The sequence below is a fragment of the Streptomyces sp. NPDC090106 genome (assembly GCF_044747265.1).
In the GTDB taxonomy this organism is placed as follows: domain Bacteria; phylum Actinomycetota; class Actinomycetes; order Streptomycetales; family Streptomycetaceae; genus Streptomyces.
The window spans coordinates 272,106-288,663 of the sequence record NZ_JBIVDS010000009.1; the positions used below are offsets into that span (position 1 = coordinate 272,106).

Annotated in this window: 14 protein-coding genes; 10 read left to right on the forward strand and 4 right to left on the reverse strand. The window is 73.0% G+C overall.

The annotated features are described in order from the left end of the window. Positions 1 to 38 precede the first annotated feature (38 nt). Positions 39 to 1,871 carry an AMP-dependent synthetase/ligase gene (locus tag ACIPSE_RS28545; RefSeq protein ID WP_401667733.1) on the reverse strand — a complete coding sequence of 611 codons (1,833 nt, stop codon included), beginning with the start codon at positions 1,869 to 1,871 and terminating at the stop codon, positions 39 to 41. Between the two features lie 61 nt (positions 1,872 to 1,932). After that, entirely contained in the window at positions 1,933 to 2,655 is a 723-nt protein-coding gene (locus ACIPSE_RS28550; RefSeq protein WP_401667736.1) for a TetR/AcrR family transcriptional regulator, read from the reverse strand. 258 nt (positions 2,656 to 2,913) lie between these two features. Here ACIPSE_RS28550 and ACIPSE_RS28555 point away from each other — a divergent pair, with 258 nt between their 5' ends. The 6 genes from ACIPSE_RS28555 to ACIPSE_RS28580 all read left to right on the forward strand — a co-directional run bounded on the left by ACIPSE_RS28555 (position 2,914) and on the right by ACIPSE_RS28580 (position 10,140). Next, complete coding sequence (locus ACIPSE_RS28555; protein WP_401667738.1) at positions 2,914 to 4,143, forward strand: oxygenase MpaB family protein; 1,230 nt, start codon at positions 2,914 to 2,916, stop codon at positions 4,141 to 4,143. A gap of 182 nt (positions 4,144 to 4,325) precedes the next feature. After that, entirely contained in the window at positions 4,326 to 5,549 is a 1,224-nt protein-coding gene (locus ACIPSE_RS28560; RefSeq protein WP_401667741.1) for an oxygenase MpaB family protein, read from the forward strand. A 119-nt stretch (positions 5,550 to 5,668) separates the two neighbouring features. Beyond that, complete coding sequence (locus ACIPSE_RS28565; protein ID WP_401667743.1) at positions 5,669 to 7,975, forward strand: molybdopterin cofactor-binding domain-containing protein; 2,307 nt, start codon at positions 5,669 to 5,671, stop codon at positions 7,973 to 7,975. Positions 7,976 to 7,990: 15 nt separating this feature from the next. Beyond that, a complete protein-coding gene (locus ACIPSE_RS28570) occupies positions 7,991 to 8,467 on the forward strand; it encodes a (2Fe-2S)-binding protein (RefSeq protein WP_401667746.1) in 477 nt (158 codons plus the stop codon). Between the two features lie 68 nt (positions 8,468 to 8,535). Further along, the gene (locus ACIPSE_RS28575; protein WP_401667748.1) at positions 8,536 to 9,000 is read left to right on the forward strand and encodes a DUF4334 domain-containing protein; all 465 of its coding nucleotides are present in this window, start codon (positions 8,536 to 8,538) and stop codon (positions 8,998 to 9,000) included. Positions 9,001 to 9,045: 45 nt separating this feature from the next. Next, entirely contained in the window at positions 9,046 to 10,140 is a 1,095-nt protein-coding gene (locus ACIPSE_RS28580; protein ID WP_401667750.1) for a zinc-binding dehydrogenase, read from the forward strand. A 31-nt stretch (positions 10,141 to 10,171) separates the two neighbouring features. On the opposite strand, the gene ACIPSE_RS28585 is transcribed toward ACIPSE_RS28580, so the two are convergent. Together ACIPSE_RS28585 and ACIPSE_RS28590 are read right to left on the reverse strand one after the other, a co-directional pair. Further along, positions 10,172 to 11,017 carry an oxygenase MpaB family protein gene (locus ACIPSE_RS28585; protein WP_401668286.1) on the reverse strand — a complete coding sequence of 282 codons (846 nt, stop codon included), beginning with the start codon at positions 11,015 to 11,017 and terminating at the stop codon, positions 10,172 to 10,174. Positions 11,018 to 11,019: 2 nt separating this feature from the next. Then, positions 11,020 to 11,949 carry an oxygenase MpaB family protein gene (locus tag ACIPSE_RS28590; protein WP_401667753.1) on the reverse strand — a complete coding sequence of 310 codons (930 nt, stop codon included), beginning with the start codon at positions 11,947 to 11,949 and terminating at the stop codon, positions 11,020 to 11,022. A gap of 106 nt (positions 11,950 to 12,055) precedes the next feature. Here ACIPSE_RS28590 and ACIPSE_RS28595 point away from each other — a divergent pair, with 106 nt between their 5' ends. From ACIPSE_RS28595 to ACIPSE_RS28610, 4 genes are read left to right on the forward strand one after another with little or no spacing between them, the layout of a single operon-like run. Next, positions 12,056 to 12,688 carry a DUF6230 family protein gene (locus tag ACIPSE_RS28595; protein ID WP_401667756.1) on the forward strand — a complete coding sequence of 211 codons (633 nt, stop codon included), beginning with the start codon at positions 12,056 to 12,058 and terminating at the stop codon, positions 12,686 to 12,688. Positions 12,689 to 12,711: 23 nt separating this feature from the next. Next, complete coding sequence (locus tag ACIPSE_RS28600) at positions 12,712 to 14,133, forward strand: DUF6114 domain-containing protein (protein ID WP_401667758.1); 1,422 nt, start codon at positions 12,712 to 12,714, stop codon at positions 14,131 to 14,133. An 11-nt stretch (positions 14,134 to 14,144) separates the two neighbouring features. Further along, positions 14,145 to 15,038 carry an oxygenase MpaB family protein gene (locus tag ACIPSE_RS28605; protein WP_401667761.1) on the forward strand — a complete coding sequence of 298 codons (894 nt, stop codon included), beginning with the start codon at positions 14,145 to 14,147 and terminating at the stop codon, positions 15,036 to 15,038. Continuing rightward, positions 15,035 to 16,549: an aldehyde dehydrogenase family protein gene (locus ACIPSE_RS28610; RefSeq protein WP_401667764.1), complete on the forward strand. Its 1,515-nt coding sequence runs from the start codon at positions 15,035 to 15,037 to the stop codon at positions 16,547 to 16,549. Before ACIPSE_RS28605 ends, ACIPSE_RS28610 begins: the two co-directional genes overlap by 4 nt. Positions 16,550 to 16,558: the final 9 nt, after the last annotated feature.

Genomic DNA, 16,558 nt, shown 5'->3' on the forward strand with positions numbered 1-16,558 from the left:
ACGCGTACAGCAAGTCGTTCACGCGTACAGCAAGTCGTTCACGCGTACAGGGAGTCGACGACAGCGGCGTACCGCTCCGCGAGGGCCCGCCGGTCCGGGGTCGCGCCGGCCTTCAGCTCGCCCGTCTCCACCGTCCAGGGACCGGGCAGGGCGTGGTACCGGCGCACCCGACCCCACTCGGGCAGGCCCGCGTTGGCCCGCGCGACCGCCTCGTCCAGGGCGGCGAGGACGCGCGGGTGGCCGGCGAGGACGGCGGGGTCGTCCGCGTCGAGGCCGTTCTCCCGCGCCCAGCGCGGGGCCGTGTCCGGGTCGAGGACGAGCAGGGCGGTGACGTACGCGCGCCGGTCGCCGATCGCGAGGGCGTGTCCGACGAGCGGATGGGCGCGCAGGAGCGCCTCGATCGGGGCGGGTGCGACGGTCCTCGTGCCGTCGACGACGAGGAGGTCCCGCGCGCGGCCGGTGACCGTGACCGTTCCCCGGGTGTCGACGGTGCCGGTCCAGCCGGAGGCCAGTCGGCCCTGCGGGTCGACGGCGGGTTCGACGGCGCCGTCGGGACGCAGGTGTCCCGCGCAGACCACGGGCCCGCGGACCAGGAGTTCACCCTCGGCCGACTCCTCGACCTCGACCCCGGGCAGCGGTGTCCCGGCCGTGCCCGCCCCGAACCCCTCCGGCCCGCTCACCACGACGGGACCGGCGGTCTCGGGCAGGTGCCACACCTCGCGCACGGGCAGCCCGAAGCCGGCCAGCCGTTCCCTCGTGGCGGTCGACAGGGGCGGGCCCGCGTTGAGGGCCAGGTGGAGGTCGTCGGCGCCGACGGCCGCCCGCACCGGTCGCAGCAGCGTCGCGTCGAGCTGGGCGAGCGGGACGGCGACGTCCGGGGGCAGTTCCTTGCCGGCGGCGCGCAGCCGGAAGACCTCCAGGATGGTCCGCCCCGCCTGGGCGACGGCCGCCGAGTGCTCCCGCGGCAGCGACTCCAGGTGGGTCTCCAGAGCGACGGCGAGTCGGTCCCAGACGGGAGGCGGCGCGAAGAAGGTGTGCGGTCGCGCGGCGAGCAGAGAGGGGAGGAGCCGGTCGGGGTCGGGGCAGAGCGTGACGTGGCCGGCGGCGCAGACCGGCTCGTAGAGGCCGAGGACCCGTCCGGCGGCCCGGGCCGGGGACAGGTGGGCCACCGACCTGCGGTGGTCCGGGTCCGTCAGGGGCTCGGTGTGCGCGAGGGCCTGGTGGACGACGTTGCGATGGGTGAGCACGACGGCGCCGGGCGCACCGGTGGAGCGGGGCGTGTACAGCAGGGCCAGGGGGTCGTCCGGTGCGGCCGACCCGGCGAGCGCCTCGAACGCGGTGTCGTCGGGCCGTACGGCGTCGCGTACGGCCGCGTAGCCGACGAAGCGCGGATCGTCCGCGAGGGCGGCGGCCGGGTCGAGGACGATCACCGCGCGCAGGGCGGGCAGGCCGTCCAGGAACGGCAGCCAGCGCCGCACCTCCCGTTCGTCCTCCAGGACCAGAACCGGCGCCGCGCTGTGCCGGGCCACGGCCTCCAGTTCGCCGGGGGTCCAGGTGTCGCAGGTGCTCGACGACAGGACACCGAGGTGGACGGCGGCCAGGTCGGTGACCCAGTGCTCGGGGCGCCGGGACATCCCGACGAGCATGCGGTCGCCCCGCTTCAGGCCGAGTGCGCCGAGGCCGCGGGTGAGGGCGGCGGTCTCGGCGCGGAGCTGGGCCCAGGAGAGGGTGACCGCGTCGGCTCCGTGGCCGAGGGTGAGGGCGGGGCGGTCGGCGTGGTGGCGGGCGTTGCGGCGCAGCAGGCCGGGGATGGTCGACGCGGGGGTGAGCGGCTCGGGTGCGAGCCGGGGTGGCTGCTCCTTCGTGGGCATGTGCGGCTCCTTCACTGCGGGGGTGGTGGGCCGTGCGGGGTGCTCGCCCGGGTGAGGTGTCTCAACGCGGCTGCGGGGGCGCCTCGTTGAGGCTGGTCCGGTCCGACGGGTGGTGCTGGGGCGGCGGATTCAGCATCGGCGCCAGATGGGTGCGGGCGAGCGCGGCCAGTTGGGTCTCGTCGGACAGGTCGATGACATGGCTCGGGATGACGAGCAGGGACGCCGAGACGCGGACCATCATCTCGGCGACGACGGCGACGTCCACGCTGTCGGCGACGTGCCCGGCACGCTGTTCCTGGCGCAGCCGTCCGGCGAGGAACTGCCGCACCATGCTGAGCGTGCGCCCGCCGTCGCCGGTCATGGACAGCACGACGGACTCCGGCTCGGCGGCCATGAGCGCGCCGATGAGACGGTTGCCGCGAATGGCGCGCATGGAGCTGACGAAGCCGAGGGCGACCCGGTCCGTGAGCGTCGGGGCGTCGCGGATGTCGGCGATGAACTGGTCGAAGTAGCGCCGGAACTCACGCCGCACCACCTGCTGGACCAGCTCGCCCTTGGTGGCGAAGCGGCGGTACACCGTGATCCGCGAGACGCCGGCCCGGTGTGCCACGTCACCCACGCTGCACCGCGTGATCCCCATGCGGCAGAACTGCTCGAAGGCGGCGTCGAGCAGACGCGCGGTCATCTCGTCGTCGCGGTCGGCGCCTCCCACGGCGTCGGCGAACGCGATGTCGAGCAGGGACGGAGGGTCCGGCGGGGTTCCGGAGGGTGCGGCGAGTGTCACGAGCGTCTCCCTGATTCTGTGCGGCCCCTGGCGTTCATGCCTCGGTTGTGCTCCCCTGGAGATACAGAGATGCTCAATCTGTTTCACCGTATCAAACGGGACGGTTGAGTCACAGGACCCGCGCACCACCCGTCGGTCCAGCCGACCCCCGGCCCTGCCGCTCCCCGGTCCCGCGGCGCGCCACAGGACCGACGGACCACCGGACCGACGAGTCATAGGTCCGCACCACACCCGCAACTCAAGGAGGAGTTCGCACCCATGGACGGACTCAGTAGGCGCAAGATGCTGCTCACGGGCGGAACGCTGGGCACACTGGGGGCACTTGGGCTCGCCTCACCCGCCCGGGCGCGGACCCTGTGGACCTGGGCACCGAGCGCCTCGGTCGCCGGCACGGGCGCGGGCCTGGACCCCGAGTGGGTGTGGGACGACGAGGCCGACCCGCTGGTCGCCTCCGTGATCGACCGCGGTGACGTGCCCCGGGTCAACGAGCTGCTGCGGACCTGGACCCGCAACGACCAGCCGGTGCCGGCACAACTGCCCTCGGACCTGCGTCAGTTCATGGAGGAGACGCGACAGCTCCCCGCCTGGGCCGACCGGGCAAAGCTGGAGACCGCGGCCAGGTTCAACGAGTCCCGGGGCATCTACCTCAACCTGCTCAACGGGGTGGGCGGCGGCATGCTCAGCACCGCCATCCCCCGCGAGGCACGCGCCGTCTACCACTCCAAGGGCGGCGCCGACATGGAGGACCGTGTCGCCAAGACGAGCCTGCTGGGGTTCGCCGTGGGCGACCTCAACGCCTACCGGCCCGACGGCAGGATCATGGTCGAGGCGGTCAAGACCCGGCTGGTGCACGCCGCCGTACGCCATCTGCTGCCCCAGTCGCCCCACTGGACCCGCACCAGCGGCGGCCAGGCCGTTCCCATCAGCCAGGCCGACATGCTCGTCACCTGGCACAGCCTGCCCACGTACGCCATGCGGAAGCTGCTCGACTGGAAGGTGCCGCTGACCGCCGCCGACTCCGAGGCCTACCTCCATGTGTGGCAGGTGACCGCCCACATGCTCGGCATCCGCGACGAGTACATCCCGGCCACCTGGGCCGCGGCCGACGCCCAGTCGCGGCAGATCCTGGACCCCGTCCTGGCCGCCACCCCCGAGGGCGTCGAGCTGACGGACATCCTGCTCGGCCAGCTCGCCGAGCAGACGAGTCCCGGCGGGCTCGACCGCCCCCTCGTCAACGCCCTCGCGCGCTACCTGGTCGGCGACGACGTGGCGGACTGGGACGGCATCCCCCGCGAACCCTTCTGGGAGCAGGCCATCGCCACCGCCTGGCCGAAGCTGGTGGCCTTCCGCGAGAAGCTCATCCCGCTCCCCCTGGTCCCGCCGCTCGCCTGGACGATCGACGAGGCCGCGCGCAAATACATCATGTTCTTCCTCACCAAGGGCCAGGGCACCAGCATCGTCATCCCGGAGACCAATCGGCCCGGCTGAGCCCCGCCGGGCCGATACCGCAGAGCCGCGCGCACAGTGCCGCTCGCGCAAAGCCGCGCGCACAGTGCCGCTCACACAAAGCCGGTCGCTCAGTGCCGCTCACGCACTGCCGTTCGCACGGAGCCGCCCACGCACTGCCGCTCGCACAGAGCCGACAAAGAACCAGGACAAGGAGCTCATCCATGGAAGAACTCAGCAGGCGCAGAATGCTGCTCGCGGGCGGGGCGCTCGGAGCACTGGGCGCGCTGAGCGCCGCCACCCCCGCCCAGGCCCGTCCGCCGTGGACCTGGGCGGCCTCCGGATCGGTCGCCGGACAGGGGGCGGGCCTCGACCCCGAATGGGTGTGGGACGACGAGGCCGACCCGGTCCTCGCCGCCGTGATCGACCGGGGCGACACATCCAAGGTCAACGAGGCGCTGCGGCAGTGGACCCGCAACGACCAGGCGCTGCCCGCCGGACTCCCCGCGGATCTGCGGGAGTTCATGGAGGAGGCACGCCGGATGCCCTCCTGGGCCGACCAGGACAAACTCCGGGCGGCGGCCCGCTTCACGACGAAGAAGGGCATCTACACGGGCGCCCTGTACGGGCTGGGCAGCGGTCTGATGAGCACGGCCATCCCCCGGGAGGCGCGCGCCGTCTACTACTCCAAGGGCGGCGCGGACATGAAGGACCGCATCGCCAAGACCGCCCAACTCGGCTACGACGTGGGCGACCTGAACGCCTATCAGCCCCAGGGCGCCATGGTCGTCACCGCCGTGAAGACCCGGCTGGTGCACGCGGCCGTACGGCATCTGCTGCCGCAGTCGCCCGGCTGGTCCCGTACCGGCGACGGCCAGACCATCCCCATCAGCCAGGCCGATCTGATGGTGACCTGGCACAGCCTGCCCACTTTTGTCATGCGCAAGCTAAAGGACTGGAGGGTGCCCATCTCGGCCGCGGAGTCCGACGGCTTCCTGCACGTGTGGCAGGTGACCGCGCACTTGATGGGCATCCGCGACGAGTACATCCCCGCCTCCTGGGAACAGGCCGAGGCCCAGTCGCGGCAGGTGCTCGACCCGATCCTGGCCGCCACCCCCGAGGGCGTCGAACTCACCGACGTGCTCCTGGACATCGTCGCCGAGCTGGACGCGGGGCTGACCCGGCCGCTGATCAACGCCTTCTCCCGCTACACGGTCGGCGACCGCGCCGGCGATCTCATCGGGCTGGACAAGGAGCCCTTCTGGCAGCCCCTGATCAGTGCCGCCTGGCCCCTGCTGGTCGCCTTCCGCGAGGGCCTGATCCCGCTGCCGCTCGTCCCCGCGGCGGCCTGGACGGTGGAGGAGGCCATCCGGAGGTTCGTCCTGCTGTTCCTGGCCGAGGGCCGCGGCATCCATCTGGAGATCCCCGACACCAACCGCCCCGCCTGAACCGCACCCGTCACACGGCGGCGCGGGGCCGCCCCTTCTCCGGTGGCCCCGCGCCGCGTACCCCAAGTCCCGTGCCCCGCACCCGAGCCGGGCACCCCGGCGCCCGGAAGGACGCAGAGATGACAGGCAAGGCTCACGCGCCGGAGCCGGAGCCCGGCCCGCACGGTCCGGGCAGGCGCCGGTTCCTGGGCTACGTCCTGGCCGCCACCACCTTGACGACCGCCGCCGAACTCCTGCCCGCGCCACCGGCCCACGCGGGCGTCCCCTCACCCGACCTCACCCGACTGCTCGACCTCAACGACGTGATGACGGTGGCCGCCGCGCCCACCTCCGCGCTGATCACGGTCGAGGTCGCCCCGGACGGCACCGTGTCCTTCGCCCTGCCCAGGACCGAGGTGGGGCAGGGCATCACGACCTCGACGGCGATGCTCATCGCCGAGGAACTGGACGTGCCCGTCGAGCGGGTGCGGATCACCCTGGCCGACGCCCGGCCCGAGCTGGTCTTCAACCAGCTCACGGGGGCGTCGAACACGACCGTCTCGACGTTCACCCCGGTCCGGGTGGCCGCGGCCGTCGCCCGTGGCCGGCTGCTGCGGGCCGCGGCGCAGGACTGGGGGACCGACGTCGCGGACCTCACGCTCGAGGGCGGCATGGTCACCGGCCCCGGTGGCCGCAGCGCCGGCATCGGGGAACTGGCCGGGCGGGCGGCGAGCCAGGACACCCTCCGCATGGCCGTCGACCTCAAACCCCGTTCCGAGTTCACCGTCATCGGCCGGCCCCACGGACGTATCGACGCCCTCGCCGCCGTCACCGGACGCAAGACCTTCACCATGGACCTCGACGTCCCGGGCGCCCTGCCGACCATGGTGTGCCGTCCGCCGACGATCAACGGAACGGTCGTCTCGGTGGCGAACGCGGCCGAGGTACGCGCGTTGCCGGGCGTCACCGACCTCGTCGTCATCTCCACCGGCGTGGCGGTGCGCGCCCTGACCTTCGGGCAGTGCATCGACGCGGTGCGCGCCCTGCGGGTGACATGGAAGGCGGGCACGGCGGCGGGAAAGTCCGACACGTCGGTGCTCGCCGAACTCCGTTCCGCCGAGCTGCCGTTGGGAGTGCCGCCGCTCGCCCCGAGCGTGGAGGGCAGGTTCACCTTCGCCTTCCGCGGCAACAGCGCGCTGGAGCCCAACTGCGCCATAGCCGACGTCCGCCCCGACCGCGCCGAGGTCTGGTCGAGCCTGAAGGCGCCGATCGTCGCCCAGGAGTCGATCGCGGCCCGGCTGGGGCTGCCGGTCGGCGCGGTCACGGTCCATGTCACCGAGGGCGGCGGTTCCTTCGGCCGGAAGCTGTTCTTCGACGCCGCGCTCGAAGCCGTCGAGATCTCGCGGAAGCTGGGCAAGGCGGTGAAGCTGATGTGGCATCGCGCCGACGACGTCCGGCAGGGCCGCGCCCACCCCATGGCCACCTCCCGCGTCCACATCGCCCACCTCGGCGACACGGTGCTCGGTTACCGGCAACGGCACACCAGCGTGGCCACCGACCTCGGTCACGGCCTCGGCGAGATCCTCACCGCCTTCGCCGCGCAACTCCCGGTCGGTGACATCGGCTTCGCGGAGACCTTCTTCCAGCTCTCCCAGTCCATGCCGTACGACATCGGCGTCACCAGCCGGCTGCTGAGCGAGACGGACAAGGGCTTCAACACCGGCAGCATGCGCAACGTCTACTCCCCCGACGTGACCTGCGCCCGTGAGCTCATGATCGACCGGCTCGCCCGCGAACTGGGCAAGGACCCCTACCGGTTCCGGCTCGGCCTGCTCCGGGACGACCGGGCCCGGGCCGTCCTGGAGAAGGCCGCGGAGTCCGGCGACTGGGGGCGGTCCCTGCCGGACGGAATGGCGCAGGGGATCGCTCTGCACACCGAGTACCACTCGGCCAACGCGGTGCTGGTCGAGATCGACTGCCGTCCCGAGACCGTCCACCGGCCCGTCCGAGACGGCGTCGGCGGACCTCGCGTCACCAAGGCCGTGTGCGTCGTGGACGTCGGGCTGACCGTCAACCCGCGCGGCCTGGAGGCGCAGATGGCCGGCTGCGTCATGGACGGCATCGCGCTGGCCCTCACCTCCAGCCTGCACCTGCGCGACGGCGCCTTCCTGGAAGCCAGTTGGGACAACTACTTCTACACACGCCAGTGGAACACCCCGGCCGAGCTGGACGTCGTCGTCATGCCAACCACGACGGGTGAACCGGGCGGCGCCGGGGAGCTGGGGGTCGCCGCCTCGACGGCAGCCGTCGCCTGCGCCTACGGCCGTGCCACGGGAACCATGCCGACCTCGTTCCCGATCAACCACGGCACCCTCTCGTTCGAGCCCAAGCCCACCGTCCCGCCCGTCCCGCCGTCGCCCACCGACGGTCTGGACCACGTGCGTTGACCCTCTGGAGGTCCTGTGCCCACCCACACCTTCCGCCTCAACGGCGAACAGGTGACCGTCGATGTCGCCGACGACGTACGCCTGCTGTGGGTGCTGCGAGACGTCCTCGGCGTCACCGGCCCCAAGTACGGCTGCGGCATCAACGTCTGCAAGGCGTGCACCAGCCATCTCAACGGCCGGGCCGTGAACCCCTGCGCGGTGCCCGTGGGCGCGCTCGCCCCGACGGACGAGATCACCACGATCGAAGGGCTCGCCGCCACGGCGGGAGAGGAACTGCACCCGATGCAGAGGGCTTGGCTGGACCAGGACGTGGCCCAGTGCGGCTACTGCCAGCCGGGCCAGATCATGGCCGCCGTCGCGCTGGTCCGGCGGGTGCGGGAGGAGGGCCGCGACCTCACCGACGCCGACCTCGACGGCCTGCGCAACATCTGCCGCTGCGGGACGTACTTCCGCATCCGGGCGGCGATCAGGGCGGGCGCCGAGAACATGTGAGACCTCTACCCTCACGGGAAACAGTGAGACACAATACGACTGTTTGTTTCTCAGAGACGAGGAGAGCTATGGACATCGACGAGGCGCGCTCCCGGTTCGCCGTGCTGCGCGAGAAGGACTCCGCGGTCTCGGACGAGGAACTCGACTCCGTCTGGGCCGCGTTGCCGACCGTGCGCGTCGAGGCGATCCTCGGCCGCTGGCGGGGCACCGGCTTCGACACCGGGCATCCCCTCAACAAGAAGCTGGCGCGCTCGGGTTGGTACGGCAAGACCTTCGTGGCCGTCCACGACGCCAAGCCGCTGATCCTGCGGGGCGAGGACGGCGAGCTGTACTCCGACACCGAACTCGGCAAGGGCGAGGCCAGTTTGTGGATGGTCGAGTTCCGCGGCGAGTCGACGGCCACGATGGTCTACGACGGCCAGGCCGTCTTCGACCACTTCAAGCGGGTCGACGACGACACGCTCATGGGCATCATGAACGGCAAGGGCTTCGGCGACGGCCCCTTCTTCTACTTCGTCCTCGACCGCGTCTGACCCCGGCACCGCCGAGACGGCGGGTGCCGGAGAGGGAGTCCGTCCGTGAAAGCCGCAGTGGTGGAGAAGGCCGGTGAGGGCTTCGTCCTCCAGGACATCGACATCGCCGAACCCGCCGACCGCGAGGTGCTCGTGGAGGTGCGGGCCGCCGGTCTGTGCCATACCGATCTCACCCTCGCGACCCACAATCCCGGCCGTCTGCCCCTGCCCCTGGTGCTGGGGCACGAGCTCGCGGGCGTGGTCGTGGCGCTCGGCCCGCGGGCCGCCGCCTTCGGGGTCGGCGACCATGTGGTGGGGTGCCTGGTGCAGTGGTGCGGCGCCTGCGCGGCCTGCCACGACGGCCGGACATATCAGTGCGCTCACCCCGAGGCCACCCTGCGCGATCCCGCCCGGGACCGCCCGCGACTCAGCCGGGACGGAGAACCCGTCACGCAGGGCATGGGCCTCGGCGGCTTCGCCCGGCACGCGCTCGTCCATGAGAACCAACTGACGTCCGTGCCACGGGAGATGCCCTTCGCCCCCGCCGCCCTGCTGGGATGCGGGGTGCTGACGGGGGTGGGCTCGGTGTTCAACGGCGCGCGGGTCGCGCCGGGTGAGAGCGTCGCCGTGATCGGGGCCGGGGGCGTCGGGCTGAGCGCGGTGAGCGCGGCGCGGCTCGCCGGGGCCTCGCCGATCGTCGCGATCGATGTCCAGGACGGCAAGCTGGAGCGCGCCCGCGCCTTCGGTGCCACCCATGTCGTCAACTCCGCGCGCACGGACGCCGTGAGCGCCGTGCGCGAGCTGTCCGGGGGCGGGGTGCGGCACGCCTTCGACCTCGTGGGCACGGCGGCGACCGCGGACCAGGCGCTGCGGATGACGGGACTGGGAGGCGGGATCCACCTGGTGGGGCTGGCGCCGGGCGGCGCGGAGCTGCGGCTCTCGCTGCCGCGACTGCTGCTGGAGCAGAAGCGCGTCCAGGGGCTGATCATGGGCGCCGGTGACCCGCGCCGCGGGATCACCCGCTGCGCCGACCTGTATCTGCGAGGTGAACTGCCCCTGGACGAGCTGGTGTCCCGGCGCATCGCGCTGGCCGACCTGGACGCCGGTTACGCCGCCCTCGCCGACCCCGACGTGGCCCGGGTGGTCGTCACCTCGTTCTGAGCCTTCCGGAGCGGCCAGGCTCCGGCGCGTCTCAGGGCGCCCGATGGCCCGCCGCGCGTCGGGCCCGGTACGCCAGGGGCAGATAGCGCAGCCGCTCCGGCAGGAGCGGGACGAGGGTGCGGACGACGGCACCGAAGCGGCGCAGCCGGCGTTCGTCCCGGCGCGTCCAGGGCAGGCCGAGCCACGCCCGGGCGACGGGCGGGAGCAGGCCGATGGTGACGAACACGTGCAGGCGGCCCAGCGGTGGCCGCAGCACGGGCCACAGGAGGCGCAGGAGGGCGGGCGCGCCGGGCGGGAGGGCGATGCGGCGCCTGGGGTCGAGGAGTTCCCTCACCACCACCGTGGGCTCCAGCTCCTCGCTGACCATGGTGTCGAAGTACGGCCAGAACTCCTCCGGGGTGCGGGGCATGTCCCGGCGGTTGATGCCGAGGATGTCGCCGAGGCGCAGCAGTTCGTCGTAGAGGCGGCGCTCCTCGGCGTCGTCGAGCGGGTCGGAGAGGTAGCGCGCGGCCCGCAGGAAGCCGGGGTACGCCGTGGCGTGCACCCAGGCGTAGTAGGCGGGTGCCAGGGCGTGGTAGGAGCGGCCCCGGGTGTCGATGCCGGAGATGCCCTTGTGCAGCTGCCGGAGCCTGAGCCCCTCCTCGCGGGCCTGTTCGCCGCCGTAGACCCACAGTTGCAGGGAGCCGAGCGAGCGCTGGGCGCGGCCCCAGGGGTCGGTGCGGAAGACGGAGTGGTCGTCGACGCCGGCGCCGACGGCGGGGTGGGCGACCTGGAGCACGAGTGCGGCGGGCAGCGACAGCAGCAGGCGTACGTCGCCCGCGATGTCCCAGAGGATGGATCCCGGGGCGAAGGGCTCGGGTCCGGGGCGGTCCGTCATCGTCACCACGCCCCGAGCGGCTGCCGGGCGGCGGCGTCGGTTCCGGGCCGGTGCGTGGCCCAGTAGGCGATGGCCAGGGAGCCGGCGATGCGCAACGGGGGCGGTGTGAGCGTCGCGAGGAGGCGGACCAGGCGGGCGAAGCGTCGCAGGGAGCGCTCCTGGCGGGCGCTCCAGGGCAGGCGCAGCCGGGTGCGCAGGACGGGTGGCAGGGTGCCGACGGTGACCAGCAGCGCGTAGTGGGCGGCGAGTCGGGCGACCGGTCGCCACAGCGGTCCGGGAATCCACCGGAACGGCTTCGCGGGGCGGGCGAGTTCGTCGAGGACGTCCTGGACCGACCGGTTGCGTTCCAGGCGGTGGGCGACCATCTCGTCGTAGTACTCGACGAACGAGGGCCAGTCGGGCGGCAGATGGTGGTCCCGCAGCCCCCACACCCGGCCCACGTCCCGCATGCCGCGGTAGTACTCGGCGAGTTCGCCGTCGGTCATCGCCCTGCCGAACAGCCTCTGGGCGTCGACCGGTCCTTTGACGAGGGTGGCGTGGACCCAGTGGTAGGCCTCGGGGTTGAGGGCGTGGTAGCGGCGGCCCTCGGAGTCGGTGCCCTTCATGGGCGCGTGCACGCGGATCAGTCTGCGCGCCTCGGCGGTCGCCGCGGCCTGGCCGCCGTAGACGACGGTGGTGAGGGAGAGCAGCGTCCTGATCAGGCGCGGCCAGGGTTCGGCGCGGAAGGCGCTGTGGTCGGCGACGCCCGCGCCGACGACCGGGTGGGAGACCTGGAGCAGGAGCAGTTGCGGTGCCATGAGGGTGGCCCGGGCGTCGCCGAAGACGCGCCACACGGGGTCGCCCCGGCGTGGTGCGCGAATCCGCGACGGCTCCTCAAGTGGCTTTCCGTTGTCGGCAGTTGGTGCGGCGGACGTGTGCGGCAGACCGGTCATGGCACCTCCGTTGCTCCGTCGTGTCCGGAGTATTGACGCGCCCCGAGAAACAAGTCAATAGTTTTTGTATCTTCGACTCTCGATGTTCCCCCCGGAAGGACCCGGCATGAGCGGCAGTCAGCCAGCGACAGGGCAGGAAAGACTCGGTGAGGGACGCACCCGCTGGAGGCGCAGCGCGCTGATGTTCGTGCCGTGCACCCTGGCCGTGGGCGCTCTGGGCGTCGCCCTGGCCGAGGGCGCGCTGGCCGCGTCGTTCGCCGTCTCCGGCACGGCGTTCAAGGTGTCCGCGTCCGAGGTCACGGCTCAGGGCGTGTCCTCCTTCCCGTCCTCCGTGGGCGGTTCGGCCGACGACGCCGAGCCGGTGCTGCTCGCCGCGGTGAAGAGCGGCACCGTCTCGGACGTGTGCGTGTCGCTGAAGCAGAAGGTGCCCCTGCTCGGGGAGATCGCCATGCTGGTCCGCTCGGGCGCGGACAAGCCGCTCGCCGGGACCGACCTCGTGGTCAACGCGGACGCCCTGACCGGCGCCGGCGGAAAGGTCACCGGCGTCGAGGCCGGCCGGGACGCCTCCACGCTCACCGGCGCACCCGGGGTGCGGGGTCCGGCGGGCGTGTTCGGCGTCCAGGCGGCCACCGCGGTCGCCCGTGACGTCCGGAGCACCGCGTACTCCGCCAACGGCGGCACCCTGACGCTGGAGAAGCTGGAGATCGAGTTCAGCCGCACCGGCGAGCAGTGCTTCTGACGGCCGAGGGGCGGACCCGGCTCATGTTCACCTTCGTCCTCGGCTTCCTCGCGGAGCTGGCCAGGGAGACCGGCGACTGGCTCGACCGCGCCCTGCCCGCGCCCCGGGTGCGGCGCGCGGTGCGCGGCTGGCGCAGGCGGCGGCCGTTCTGGGCCGCGGTGTGGGTCGTCGCGGGCGGTGTCGAGATGGTCGCCATCCCGCTCGCCCCGCTGCCCCTGATGATCCGGATCGGCGTCGGCGCGATGTCGGCGGTCGGCATCGGGGTCGTCCTGGTGACGGGCGGCTTGTTCTTCCTGTTCAAGCCGGAGCAGCGGATGTTCGTGTCGATCGTCACGGCGGTCGCCTCCCTGACGTCGATGGCGACGACGAACCTGGGCGGCTTCGGCGTCGGGATGGCGGCGGGCCTGATCGGGTCCTCCCTGGCGTTCGGCTGGATGCCCGACCCCGTCCCGGCGGGGGATCCGGCCGACCCGGCGGAGGAGCGGGCGCCGGTACCTGGAGCCGACGCGGACCACGCCGACGCCGCGAAGGAGCGGTCGCCGGTCCCGGAAGCCGAGGCGGACCGTGCGGGGCGGCGCCGTCGCCGTGCCCGGGGTGCCGCCCTGATGGCCGTCAGCGCCCTGCTGGCGGCAGCGGCGCTCCCCTCGGCCCGGCCCGCGTACGCCGCGCCGCGCGCCGACCTCTTCCCCCTGCCCTGGCCTACGCTCACCTGGCCCTGGGACGTGCCCTCGCCGTCCCCCGGCACGTCCGCCCCGTCACCGTCCCCCTCCGCTCCGGCCGCGCCGGACCCGACCCCGAGCCCGACCCCGACCCCCGGAACCGAGCCGCGAGAAGGCGCGTCCGGAGCCGCCCAGGTCACCCTCCCCTGCCTGACCGGCGTCGACACCGGCGGACTGCCGAACCCCGACGAGGCCGTCCCCGGCGAGACGCCGGAGGACCCCGACGACCTCACCGCCCTGCGGCCCCCCGTGGTCGTCGGCCCCCAGCCCGGCCGCCCGCGCGCGACCTACCCGGTCAACCGGCTCTACCCCGCCGTCGGCGCCGACCGCCTGACCGCGTACGGCGCGATCATCCACGGGGCGACCTATCTGACGACCTCCGACGGCGGACGGCTGAAGGTGCTGTGGGTGCACGCCGACCGGCTCGTCGCGGACGACTACACCTTCCGCCTCGACACACCCGGCCAGACCCAGACCATCGACGTCGACCTCGACATCCCCCAGGTCGACGTCTACGTCACCGAGTTGACCGGCTCGATCACCATCCCCGTGCTCGGCGTCGGCACCCCGCGCATCTGCGTCGGCGCCGACGTCGTCCCGGCCAATCTGCCGATCGCCGTGCAGCTGCCCGAGCTGTCGGTCACCGCCGTCGAGGCCGGGCAGGTCCTGGTCGACGCCGAGACGGTCGGCTTCACCGACCTCAGCGCACACAGCCGGCCCCGATAGGAGGAACCGCCATGGGCCGTTACAGCCGGCTCCGCCGCATCAAGCGACTCGACCCGCACAAGGACTACGAGCAGATCTTCTGGTGGCTCACCCAGTACGAGTTCCCCTGGGACTACCTCCAAGGGGTGTCCGTCGCGTTCCTGCGCGACTACGGCGTCCCCCGCATCTCACAACTCCTGGACCGGACGCAGGAGTTCGAACGCGCGGGGCAGAAGCGGTACGACGACACGGTGCTGATCGCCTACGAGCTGGTCCGCGAGGGCATGCACTCCGACCACGGCAGGGCCACCGCCCGCCATCTCAACCGCATCCACGGCCGCTACCGCATCCCCAACGAGGACTATCTGTACGTCCTGGCCACCACGGTCGTCGGCCCGAAGCGGTGGATCGACCTCTACGGCTGGCGGGCCCTGTCCCCCGAGGAGACCGAGAGCCTGGCTCTGGTGGGACGGCGCATGGGCGTGATGATGGGCATCGCGGACCTGCCCGACGACTACGCCGGGTTCGAGCACTTCCATGACGCCTACGAGCGGAAGATGTTCGCCTACGACCCGGCCAACCGGCGCGTCGCCGCTGCCACTTTGCGGGTCGTGACCGGCATGTACCCGCGGCTGCTGCGCCCGTTGGTCGCCCGCTTCTCCCTCGCCCTGCTGGACGACCCGCTGCTGACCGCGCTCGGACTGCCCCGCCCGTCGCGCCGGCTGCGTGTCGCGGCCCATCGCGCACTGCGGCTGCGCGCGGCGGTGGTGCGGCTGCTGCCGGCCCGCCCGGAGTGGTGGCCGCACCGACCCAAGCCCCGTAGTTACCCCTTCGGCTGGACGCTCGACGACCTCGGCCCGCACTGGGCGCAGACCAGGCCGCGGACACCACTGGCCGAGGAGACCTCACCTCAGGAGCACGGATGACCCACACCACCCCGGACACCACCGCCGACACCGCCCCGGACGGCACCTTCGCCTCGTGCGACCCGGCCACCGGTGAGGTGCTCGCCCGCCATCCCGTCCACGGGCCCCGGCACCTCGCCGACGCGGTGGAGCGGGCGCGGCGGGCGGCCACGCGCTGGGCGGAGCTCCCGGCAGCCCGGCGCCGGGCCCATCTGCTCGCCTGGAAGCGCGAGTTGGCGACCTCCCTGGACAGCCTGGCGGACGTCGTCGCGGCGGAGACCGGCAAGCCGCGGCAGGACGCGCAGCTCGAAGTGCTGCTCACCCTCGAACAACTCGGCTGGGCCGCCCGCAACGCGCACAAGGTCCTGCGCCGGCGCCGCGTGCGGGCCGGGCTGGTGGCGGCCAACCAGGCGGCGACGGTCGTGCACCGGCCTCTGGGGGTCGTCGGCGTCATAGGGCCCTGGAACTACCCCGTGTACACGCCCATGGGGTCCGTCGGCTACGCGTTGGCGGCCGGGAACGCCGTCGTCTTCAAACCCTCCGAGTACACCCCGGGCACCGGCGTGCTGCTGGCCGAGCTGTTCGCGGCGGCCGTGCCCGAGCACGCCGATCTGCTGACGGTCGTCACGGGACCGGGGTCGACGGGTGAGGCGCTGGCGCGCTCCGGGGTCGACAAGGTCGCGTTCACCGGGTCGCCGGGGACCGCGCGCAAGGTCATGGCGGTGTGCGCCGAGTCGCTGACGCCGTTCCTGGCGGAGTGCGGCGGCAAGGACGCCGTCGTCGTCACCGCCGACGCCGATCTGGACGCCGCCGCGGACGCCGTCGTCTGGGGCGCGCTGGGCAACGCCGGACAGACCTGCGCGGGCGTGGAACGGGTCTACGCCGTGCGCGAGGTCCATGAGGCGCTCTGCGCGAAGGTGGTCGAGCGGACCCGCGCGCTGCGGACGGGCGCGGAGGCCGGGGCGGTGTACGGGCCGATGACCATGCCGTCCCAGACCGAGGTGATACGGCGGCACGTCGACGCCGCTCTGAAGGACGGCGGGCACGCCGCGTTCGGCGGGGTGGAGTCGGTGGCGGGTCCGTTCGTGGGGCCGGTCGTGCTGGCGGACGTGCCGGAGGACTCGCCCGCGGTGACCGAGGAGACGTTCGGTCCGACCGTGGTGATCAACGCGGTGGCGGACGTCGAGGAGGCGGTGGCGCGGGCCAACGCCTCCCGTTACGCGCTGGGAGCCGCCGTGTTCTGCGGCAGCGGGCGCGCGGGCGCGGCGATCGCGGCGCGGCTGCGGGCGGGGGCCGTGTCCGTCAACTCGGTCCTCGGTTTCGCCGCGGTGCCCGCGCTGCCCTTCGGCGGGTCGGGCGACTCGGGGTTCGGCCGGATCCACGGGGCGGACGGGCTGCGGGCGTTCACCGCGCCGCAGTCCGTCACCGTGCGCCGGTTCGCCGCCCCGGTCGACCTGACGTCCTTCCGGACCCCCGCCGCCGCGAAGGCCCGTGCCATCGCCCTGGCCCGCGCGCTGCACCGGAGGCGCTGAGCGGGCCGA

What these genes read in the sequence shown, in the direction of transcription:
- ACIPSE_RS28585 (WP_401668286.1), bottom strand. Translation starts at nt 11,017, where the DNA reads ATGACGGACCGCCCCGGACCCGAGCCCTTCGCCCCGGGATCCATCCTC.
- ACIPSE_RS28560 (WP_401667741.1), top strand. Translation starts at nt 4,326, where the DNA reads ATGGAAGAACTCAGCAGGCGCAGAATGCTGCTCGCGGGCGGGGCGCTC.
- ACIPSE_RS28605 (WP_401667761.1), top strand. Translation starts at nt 14,145, where the DNA reads ATGGGCCGTTACAGCCGGCTCCGCCGCATCAAGCGACTCGACCCGCAC.
- ACIPSE_RS28595 (WP_401667756.1), top strand. Translation starts at nt 12,056, where the DNA reads ATGAGCGGCAGTCAGCCAGCGACAGGGCAGGAAAGACTCGGTGAGGGA.
- ACIPSE_RS28545 (WP_401667733.1), bottom strand. Translation starts at nt 1,871, where the DNA reads ATGCCCACGAAGGAGCAGCCACCCCGGCTCGCACCCGAGCCGCTCACC.
- ACIPSE_RS28610 (WP_401667764.1), top strand. Translation starts at nt 15,035, where the DNA reads ATGACCCACACCACCCCGGACACCACCGCCGACACCGCCCCGGACGGC.
- ACIPSE_RS28600 (WP_401667758.1), top strand. Translation starts at nt 12,712, where the DNA reads ATGTTCACCTTCGTCCTCGGCTTCCTCGCGGAGCTGGCCAGGGAGACC.
- ACIPSE_RS28590 (WP_401667753.1), bottom strand. Translation starts at nt 11,949, where the DNA reads ATGACCGGTCTGCCGCACACGTCCGCCGCACCAACTGCCGACAACGGA.
- ACIPSE_RS28565 (WP_401667743.1), top strand. Translation starts at nt 5,669, where the DNA reads ATGACAGGCAAGGCTCACGCGCCGGAGCCGGAGCCCGGCCCGCACGGT.
- ACIPSE_RS28555 (WP_401667738.1), top strand. Translation starts at nt 2,914, where the DNA reads ATGGACGGACTCAGTAGGCGCAAGATGCTGCTCACGGGCGGAACGCTG.
- ACIPSE_RS28575 (WP_401667748.1), top strand. Translation starts at nt 8,536, where the DNA reads ATGGACATCGACGAGGCGCGCTCCCGGTTCGCCGTGCTGCGCGAGAAG.